At 63.1% G+C, this 9,382-nt stretch carries 9 protein-coding genes and 1 pseudogene; all 10 read right to left on the bottom strand.

All coding sequences use genetic code 11. The annotated features are described in order from the left end of the window. Window positions 1–44: 44 nt before the first annotated feature. Window positions 45–1,286 (bottom strand): MlaD family protein, encoded by a 1,242-nt coding sequence (locus tag AB0L57_RS31550; protein WP_364970100.1) that lies wholly within the window; start codon window positions 1,284–1,286, stop codon window positions 45–47. Further along, the gene (locus tag AB0L57_RS31555; protein WP_364970103.1) at window positions 1,283–2,521 is read right to left on the bottom strand and encodes an MCE family protein; all 1,239 of its coding nucleotides are present in this window, start codon (window positions 2,519–2,521) and stop codon (window positions 1,283–1,285) included. The genes AB0L57_RS31550 and AB0L57_RS31555 overlap by 4 nt, the downstream gene beginning before the upstream one ends. Further along, window positions 2,518–3,807, bottom strand: a complete 1,290-nt coding sequence (locus AB0L57_RS31560) for an MCE family protein (RefSeq protein ID WP_364970105.1) — start codon at window positions 3,805–3,807, stop codon at window positions 2,518–2,520. Before AB0L57_RS31560 ends, AB0L57_RS31555 begins: the two co-directional genes overlap by 4 nt. After that, entirely contained in the window at window positions 3,807–4,817 is a 1,011-nt protein-coding gene (locus AB0L57_RS31565) for an MCE family protein (protein WP_364970108.1), read from the bottom strand. Before AB0L57_RS31565 ends, AB0L57_RS31560 begins: the two co-directional genes overlap by 1 nt. After that, entirely contained in the window at window positions 4,817–4,966 is a 150-nt protein-coding gene (locus AB0L57_RS31570; protein WP_364970111.1) for a hypothetical protein, read from the bottom strand. The genes AB0L57_RS31565 and AB0L57_RS31570 overlap by 1 nt, the downstream gene beginning before the upstream one ends. Continuing rightward, window positions 4,963–6,042, bottom strand: coding sequence for an MlaD family protein (locus AB0L57_RS31575; protein ID WP_364970114.1), 1,080 nt, complete (start codon window positions 6,040–6,042; stop codon window positions 4,963–4,965). The genes AB0L57_RS31570 and AB0L57_RS31575 overlap by 4 nt, the downstream gene beginning before the upstream one ends. After that, window positions 6,039–7,391, bottom strand: coding sequence for an MCE family protein (locus AB0L57_RS31580; protein WP_364970117.1), 1,353 nt, complete (start codon window positions 7,389–7,391; stop codon window positions 6,039–6,041). Before AB0L57_RS31580 ends, AB0L57_RS31575 begins: the two co-directional genes overlap by 4 nt. A gap of 103 nt (window positions 7,392–7,494) precedes the next feature. Then, on the bottom strand, window positions 7,495–8,361 hold the full coding sequence (locus tag AB0L57_RS31585; protein WP_364970120.1) for an ABC transporter permease: 867 nt from the start codon (window positions 8,359–8,361) through the stop codon (window positions 7,495–7,497). A gap of 2 nt (window positions 8,362–8,363) precedes the next feature. Beyond that, window positions 8,364–9,158 carry an ABC transporter permease gene (locus AB0L57_RS31590; protein ID WP_364970123.1) on the bottom strand — a complete coding sequence of 265 codons (795 nt, stop codon included), beginning with the start codon at window positions 9,156–9,158 and terminating at the stop codon, window positions 8,364–8,366. Between the two features lie 11 nt (window positions 9,159–9,169). Next, window positions 9,170–9,382 (bottom strand): annotated as a pseudogene (locus AB0L57_RS31595) (ABC transporter ATP-binding protein); the annotation flags it as partial.

A 9,382-nucleotide genomic window follows, 5' to 3' on the forward strand; every position in this document is an offset into this window, starting at 1 on the left:
CCCTAGCGTCGTCGGTTTTCCGGTCACGCCGGCCTGCCCCGCCCTCACCGCTTCGGGGTCACTCCGATGAGAGTGGCCAACTGGGTGGCGACAGGATTCAGGTTCAGCTTGTCCGGATCGGTCTTGGGGGTGGAGTCCCACGGTTGCGGGACACTCGGATCGGCGTACTGCGCGCGCGCACCGCCGCGGACGTCGGTCGGACTTCCGAACGGCACGGTGCACTTCGCGTCCGTGTTGAACGGGAAGTCGTCACGGGTGTCGTCGAAGTTGGGATTCTGCGCCTTCATCTCGTCGAGAATGCGCTTGGTTCCCTCGTACCCGACGGTACATGCCGGCGGATTGTTGGTCTCCAGCACCAGGCCGAAGTGGCTGGTGTTGTCACCGGGTGCGGTCGCCGAACCACCGATCGACAGCAGCGGCAGCATCTGCAGCAGCGGCTTGAGCGTGTAGGTCTGCGGCGAGACCGCCTGCAACAGCAGGCGCAGATTCGACAGGTCCGTGGTCAACGGCTGTCCGCTCTCGTCCAGCAACTTGCCGATCTGCGTCCCGGCATCGGCGCCGGTGCCGATCAAGCGCCGGATATCGGGATCGTTGGCGCGCAACTGCACCGCCAACCGATCCAGTCCGTCGCTGAAGGTCCGGATCGCCGGCGACTGATCGGCCTGGGTGCCGAGCACGGTCTGCGCGTCCTGGATCAGTTGCACGGTCTGCGGCAGCGCATCGACGCCGGTCTTCGAGAACTTGTTCAGCGAATCGATCAGGATGCGCAGGTTGTCGCCCTGGCCGTCGAAGGCCTTACCGAGTTCGGTGACCGTCGTGCTGAGCGCCTGCAGATCGGTGGTGCTGGCGAAGTGGTTCACGCTCGACAGCAGGTCCTCGACCGGGATGGGTGTCTCGGCACCTTCGATCACCGAACCTGCCCGCAGATACGGGCCTTTCGCGCTTTCCGGCACCAGATCCAGATACTGCTCACCGATCGCCGACCGGTTGGCGATGACCGCCTTGGCACTGGCCGGAACCTTCGGCTTCCCGGCATCCAGTTCCAGGTAGATCATGACGCCGTCGGGGGTGACGTCGAGCGAGTCCACCCGTCCCACCGGCACACCGCGATAGGTCACCTCGGCGCCCTTGGACAGATTCGCGGTCTCCTTGGCGGTCACCCGGACGTCGTACTGACCGAAGCCGAGCATGTGGTCGAGGTGAATGTATCTCGCGCCGACGAACGCCACACCCAGCACGGCGATCACCGCGAACGCGATGAGCTGAAAGCGCACCAATCTACTCATCGCGGATGCACTCCCAACTGATCGAGAATCGAGCCGATCGGATCACCCGGCTGCCCGACGCCGGGGACCACGACGGTCGGCGGCAGCGGTACCAGGGAAACGGTCGGCCAGCCCGGGCGTGGCCCGTTGCCGTTGTAGTACGGGTTGGTCGGATTCACCGGTACCGGCGGACCGTACGGCGGCGGGATGTAGACCGGATCCGGTTTGCCCACACCGAGATTCGTCATCAGCGTGCCGATCTGCAGATCCACCGACAGCCAGGTGTTCACCGAACCACCGAAGGACGACTTGATCGCCTCGTCGGGGAACGGATAGGTCGGAATCAGCGGGAACGCGGTGACCAGATCCGGCGCCGAGCGACCCAGTTCCTGCAGGGTCGGACGCAGGGCCTGCAGATCCCGGATCAGGTTGTCCTTGGACTTGTCCAGAACGTCGAATCCGGCCTGCCCCACCCGATCGAGCTGCGACAGCAATCCGATCAGCTGCGGCCGCTGCTCGTTGAGGATCTTGATACCCGCCGGCAGTTCGTCGAGGATCTTGCCGATCTGTTCGGTCTGCTGACCGACCCGATCCGACAGGGTGCCCAGACTGTCGAGCGCGTGCTGAATATCGGTGACCTGCTGGTTGAGCCCGTCGATCAGGGTGTCGGCCTGATCCAGCAGCGACCGGACCCGGTTCTCGCGACCGGACAGCGCCTTGTTCAGCTCCACCACGATCGGCTGCAGCTGTGCCACACCACCACCGTTGAGCAGCAACGACAGCGCACCGAGCACCTGCTCGATCTCCACCGCGTGCCGCGTCCGGTCGACCGGGATGACCGCACCGTCCTTCAACGGCTCCGCGGACGCGTCCTCCTTCGGCACGGACAGCTCGACGAACTTCTCGCCCAGTAGATTCGACTGCTTCACCTCGGCATGCGCGTTGGCCGGCAGTTTCACCCCGGAGTTCACCACGGTGTGCACACTTGCCGTCCAGCCATCCGGGGCGACGTCGATCGAGGAAACCCTGCCGACCGCGACACCGTCCACCTTCACCGCCGACTGCGGAACCAGGTCGAGGACATCGTCGAACCGCACATCGATGTGCATCGGATGGTCACCCACATCGGCGCCGCCGGGCAGCGGCACGTTGTAGATATTCGCTGACGAACACGAACCCACCAGCAACGCGGTCACACCGACCGCCGCGACCGACCCCAGTCCGCGGGCCGTTCTGCGGAATGCGAAGGCTGTCATCGCTGGCCACCTTCCTGCTGCGACGGCGGCTGCTGATCGGACGGCGTACCCGGGACGCTGCCGGGCACCGGGGTGTTCTGGATGTTGTCACCGCTGAGGATGCCGAACGGCAGCACCAGCGACGGTGTCTTCACACCACTGGTGATCTGGTCGGTGATCGTCTTGCACTGATCCAGAATCGGCCGCATCTGCCGGCTGATCGCATCGAATTTCGGGTCCCCGGGCCGCAATTGGCCGAGATCGAGCATCTTGCAGATCGTGCCGAACGGGTTCTGCAACTCGTTGAAATTGGCGCGCATGTCCAGCGTGCCGCTCTCACCGTTGTGGATGTTGATCAGGTTGCTCAGCGCCAGCGGCAGTACCGGCAGCGCATTGGCCAGATCCTGACGCTGGTCGGCCAGTGTCTGGGTGAGCGTGGTCAGCCCCTCCGCGTTCTGCGCCACCAGTTCGCGATTGTTGTCGATGAACCGGGCCACATCACCGAGCGCCACCGACAGCAGATTCAATGCCTGTCCGAGGTTCTCGCGCTCACCCGCGAGGAATCCGGCCAGATCCGCGAGCTGCGTGTTGAATTCACGCACCTGCTGGTCGTTGACGGCCAGTGTGTGCACGAAGATCTGCAGATTCTTGATGGTGTCGAAGATGTCACCGCGCGCGTCCGACAGATACCGCGCCGCATGCGACAGCTGAGTCAGGCTGTTGGCCAGCGCATCACCGTTTCCCGACAGATTCGCCGCGCTGGTACGGACCAGTTCGTTGACCGCCCCGTCCTTGTTGGCGCCGTTGGGCCCCAGCGCATCCGACAGTTCCTGGATGCTCTTGTAGAGCCGGTCGACCTCCACCGGTGTCGCGGTGCGATCCCGCGGAATGGTGGCGTTGTGCGGCATCTTCGGCCCGCCCTTGTAGACAGGGGTGAGCTGGATGTAGCGATCGGAGACCACCGACGGGGTGATCTGGGCGGCCTTGGCATCGGCCGGCACATCGTATTTGCGATCGACCTGCATGGTGACCTTCACCTGATCGCCCTGTGGTGTCACCGAATCGACCTTGCCCACGGGCACACCCAGGATGCGAACCTCGGAGCCCTGGTAGATACCGATCGACTTGTCGAAGTAGGCGGTGATCTTGGTCTTGTTGTAGTTGTCGAACATCCACCACAACACACCGGCGACGACGACCACCGCGACCGTGCCGAGCACGAGGAAGATCTTGGTTCCCCGGCCGGCGTCGCGGATCGCACCCAGCGGATCCCGAAGGCCCGATCCCTTACCGAGAGCAGCCTGCATCAGTTGCCTCCCAGGTTGCGGATCGGCGGACGGTTACCCGGAATCTCCGGCAGGGCCGGCGGGGTCAGGTTGACGAGCACCGCATCGAACCAGCGTCCGTTGCCGAGCACATTGGAGTACAGCCCGTAGAACGGCGCCGCGAGTTTCAGCGTCTTGGAGATGTTCTGCTGATTGTCGTTGAGCATGTCGATGGACTTCTTCAGATTGGTCAGCGCCGGACCGATCTGCTCCTCGTTGTCGTGCACCAGCGCACTCAATTCGGCGGAAACGGTTTTCGCGCTGGTGAGCAGCTGTGCGATCGCCTGCTGCCGGATATTGAGCTCGGCGAGCAGCTGACCGCCGTTGGCCAGCAGCCGCTCGAACTCCGCATTGCGGTCCGCGAGCACCTTGGTGGTCTTGTTGGTGGCGTTGAACAGATGCTTCAACTGCTCGTCACGCTTGGCAAGGGTCTCCGACAGCCGGGCCACACCGTCGATCGAACCGCGGATTTCCGGCGGAGTTCCGGAGAAGGCTTCCGACAGCACCTGGAAGCTGGTGGCCAGCTGCCCGGTGTCGGTGTCCTCGATGCTCTTGGCGGCATCGCTGAAGGCATCCACCACGTCGTACGGAGACACCGTGCGCGACAGCGGGATCCGCTTGTCCGGATCGGCCACATGCGAACCCTGTGGATTCAGCGCCAGATACTTCTGGCCGAGCACGGTCTTGATCTGGATGGACGCGGTGGTCGCATCGCCGATCCAGGCGTCCTTGGTACGGAACTGGACCAGCACCCGATCACCGTCGAGGCTCACATCGGACACGTCACCGACCTTCACACCGGCGATCCGAACCTCATTGCCCTTCTTCAGGCCCGCGGCCTCGGAGAACTCCGCGGTGTACTTGGTACCAGCGCCGATGATGGGCAATTTGTCGAGGAAGAACGCCGACAACGCGACCAACAGCACCATGAACAGGCCGAGCCCACCCATGAACGCCGGACTGCGCTGACCGAGCAGATTCCGGTCTTCCATCAGCGGCCACCCTGTGTCTTGCGGGACACCCGCATCCGGTCGTTACCACGAACCCCGGTGCGATGGCCAAGGACCGCGCCTTGGGCATCGCGCGGGACACCCGGCTGCGCTCGATGGGCCCCCTGAGCCGCTGCGCCATTGTCACTCATCGTGCCTCCTTGCCATGACAGCGCGGCGCCGGGTTGGTGTAGACCGGCTGATTCACCGTCGGCATATCGGCCGGCAGATTCAGCTGCGGCGCGTCCTTGACTCCTGGACCGGCGACGATGTCGATACCGCAGACATAGAACTGGAACCACGAGCCGTAACTGGCCGCGCGCCCCAGCTTGTCCATCTTGATCGGCAGATTCGTCAGCGCCTGGTTCACCTCGTCGGAACGATCGTTCAGCGTGCCGGTGAGCTGGTTCAGGCCCGCGATCGACCCCTGCAGCGTCGGCCGGGTCGGAACCAGCAGATCCGCGGTCGCCGAGGCCAGGTTGCTGAGCGACGACACCGCCGAGCCGATCGTGCCGCGTTCGGCATTGAGCCCGGAGACCAGCGCCTCGGTATTGACGATCAGCTCGTTGAGCTGGCCGTCGCGCGAATTCACCGAATCCAGTACGGCATTCAGGTTCTTCACGATGTCGCCGATCACGGCGTCCTTGTCGGCGATCTTGTTGGTCAGGTTCGCGGTATTGCGCACCAGATCGGTGATCGTGCCGGATTCACCCTGGAAGACCTGGATGATCTCGTAGGACAGCTTGTTCACGTCCTCCGCGGACAATGTCTGGAACAGCGGCCGGAAACCGTTGAACAGGGTGGTCAGATTCAGCGCCGGCTTGGTCCGCTCCAGCGGAATAGTCGCACCCTTGGTGATCTTGTGTCCCTGCTGGCCGGTGCCCTGCTCGAGCGCGATGTAGCGCTGCCCCACCAGATTCCGGTAGCGGATGGTCGCGGTGGTCGACGCCGGCAGCCAATCACGGTCGGTCAGCTCGAACTTCACCTCGGCCATATTGCGATCGACGATCGCGACCTTGGTCACCTTGCCGACGCGAACACCGGCGACACGTACCTCGTCACCTTTGTTCAGCGAGGTCACATCGCTGAACCGCGCCTTGAACTCGGTACCGCCACCGGAATAGTTGGCGATGGTGAGCGCCAGGAATGCGGTCGCGAGCACCGTCACGACCAGGAAGATGGCCAGTTTGGTCAGAGGCCCGCCCAGACCACGCAACGCTGCCTTCATCGCACACTCACCTCACTTCCGCGCATCGCGGGGGCACCGATCCGGCTCACCCAGCCGGGCACCTGATCGGGCGAAACCCCGTTCGCCGCACCGTAGATCGCACCCAGCGTGTGCTGCTCGGAGGGCGAACCCAGGCTCGTCGCACCCTGCGCGCCGTAGACCGAGAACTGTGCCGGGGGCAGCTGACCGATGTTCTGGTCACCCGGATTGCGGCTCGGCGGCTGGTAGGAGCCGTCGTTGGCCGATCCGGTCGGATACTGACCGGAGTCCACACCCAGCGGATACTCCGGGAAACATACCGGCGGACGTTCGTCGAGCCAGCGCGGCTCGTCCTGGTTGGGCAGGTAGCGCCCGCGCGGATTGACGATCGAGATCGAGACCCGCGAACCTGGCAGATCGGTGCCCTTACCGAAGATGTTGTCGATCCGCGGCTTCAGCTGCGCGAAGTTCTTGAACGCACAAGCGTAGGAAGGTGAGTAGGTCGCCAGCAGTTCCAGCGCCCCACGCGAATCCGCCGCGATATCGATGATGTTGTCGCGATTGGCCGTCAGGAAATCCGCCGTCTTCGACGATGTGGGGGTCAGCACCGAATAGAGCGTGTCCAGCTGCGAACGCTTCTGCACGATGGTGGCGTTGAGCGTGCGCAGATTGTCGAAGGCGTCGACCAGCTGCGGTAGCGCATCGGAGTAGGTGTCGGCCACCGAGGCGAACAGGTGGATATCGTCCTGCAGCTGCGGCATCACGCCGTTGAGCCCGCGGAAGATGTCGTCCAGGCGGTCGATGGTGTGGCCCAATTCCTCGCCCTGGCCACCCAGTGCCTGTGAGAGCGCACCGAGGGTCGAGGCCAGATACTGCGGCGGGATCGCCTGCAGCAGCGGCATGATCGAATCCAGCAACTGGCTGACCTCGACCGCATTTCCGCTGGCGTCCTGATACAGCGTCATTCCGGCCTTCAGATATTTACCGCTCGGTTGTTCCGGCCAGACCAGATTGACAAAGCGTTCACCGAACAGGGTTTTCGGCAGCAGTCGCGCGGTCACATTGGACGGAATCTTCGCGGCCTTGTCCGGGTCGATAGCCAGATGCAATGTCACCTTGCCATTGGCCGATTCACTCGACCGGACCTCGCCCACATTGACGCCGCGAACTTTCACATCCGCATTGCGGGTCAACGAATTTCCGACGGTATCGGTGACCAGGTCGACCTTGACGACCTTGACCCACACCTTGTTGTACGCGGCGATCGTGGTCCCGAGGAACAATGCCATCACAACGAAGAACACGATGCCCAGCGTGCGGATACGTAATTTCTCGGTGGAGCGCCAGATTTGTATTCCGCGCGCGCTCATACTGCCACCTTCCGGAATGAGCGGCCGTTCATGCTGCAACGATCACGGGATTTTCTGGGGCACTCCGCGGTTACGCGAGCTCCCACCGCCGCGCCCTGCGCGTTCATCCCGCCACCCGCACTGTCGTCGTCGTGCCCCAGATCGCCAGGCTCAGGAAGAAATCGAGGATATTGACCAGCACGATCGACGCGCGCACCGCACGACCCACGGCAACACCCACACCGGCCGGACCGCCGGTGGCATTGAAGCCGTAGTAGCAGTGGATCAGGATGATCACGAATGCGAAGACCAGCACCTTGAGGAACGAATACAACACGTCCTCTGGTGGCAGGAACAAACCGAAATAATGGTCATATGATCCGGTCGATTGCCCGTTGAACCACACACTGATCTGTCTGGACGCCACGAATGTGCCGAGCAGACCGACGATGTAGAGCGGAATGACCGCGACGAATCCCGCGATCACGCGAGTGGTCACCAGGAACGGCACACCCGGCACCGCCATCACCTCTAGTGCGTCGATCTCCTCGGAGATCCGCATCGCACCCAATTGTGCGGTGAAACCACATCCGACCGTCGCCGACAATGCCAGCGCGGCGACCAGCGGCGCCAATTCACGGGTATTGATGTAACCGGTCAGGAAGCCGGTGAGGACCGAACTGCCCAGGGCATCCAGGGCTTTGAAGCCCTGGAGGCCGACGACCACACCGACCGAAGCCGACATCATCACCACGACACCGATGGTGCCACCGATGACCGCGAGCGCACCCGAACCGAAGGTCACCTCGGCGAGCAGCCGCATGACCTCCTTGCGGTAGTGCACGACGGTGCGCGGGATCCACGCGATCGCCTTGGAATAGAACGACATCTGATCGCCGGCGCGATCGATGATGTTGACGGGCGATTTGAGCGCAGCGCCTACTCGGCGCATCCGCCTCGTAAAGATCGGAGAACGCTGGGAAACAACCATTTTCACGAACCCTTGGCCGGGACGACCTGCAGGTAAACCAGGGTCAGCAGCAGATTGACGAAGAACAACACCAGGAAGGTGATAACCACGGATTGGTTCACCGCGTCACCGACACCTTTCGGTCCCCCCTTGGGATTCAAACCTTTGTACGAAGCAATGACCCCCGCGAGCAACCCGAATATCAGCGCCTTGAATTCACCGATCCAGAGATCCGGAAGTTGAGCCAAGGCCGAGAACGATGCCAGGTACGCGCCCGGGGTTCCGCCCTGCAGCAAGACATTGAAGAAATATCCGCCGCAGATACCGACCACCGAAACCAGCCCGTTCAGCAGCAGTGCCACGAGCATCATGCCGAGCACTCGCGGAACCACGAGGCGCTGCACCGGGTCGATGCCGAGCACCTCCATCGCGTCGATTTCCTCGCGAATGGTGCGGGAGCCGAGATCGGCGGCCACGGCCGAACCCGCCGCACCCGCGATGATCAACGCGGTGACGACGGGAGCGGCCTGCTGAACAGTCGCCAGAACACTTGTTGCGCCGGTGAAAGATTCAGCACCGAGCTGCTTGATAAGTGAACCGGTCTGCAACGCCACAACGGCGCCGAACGGGATTGCCACGAGAGCCGCGGGCAGGATCGAGACACTTGCGATGAACCACGACTGCTCGATGAACTCACGCCATTGAAAGGGGCGGCGCAGAGATTTGCGTGCAACCGATATGAGCAGCGCAAATATGTTGCCGGCCTGGGCAAATCCCGACTCGACCGGAGTGCGCAGCCGTGCCAGGGTTTGATTCACGGTTCGGTATGTTACCCGTTAGTTGTGTTGTGACGCACGGTGGTGTCATACGAGTCGCCCTGATACTGCGGAGCGTTCCCCGTGTAGGCCGGCAGAACTTGTGTATCGCCGTTCTCTTCCATCGACTGACGGATGGCCACCTGTGCCTGATGCGGCAGCGTGTGCATGATCTCGAGGACGCGCCGGCGGCGGCGTTCCACGGCCTGGCGCACCGGCATACCCGG

The organism is Nocardia sp. NPDC052254 (genome assembly GCF_040679495.1).
Taxonomy (GTDB): Bacteria; Actinomycetota; Actinomycetes; order Mycobacteriales; family Mycobacteriaceae; genus Nocardia.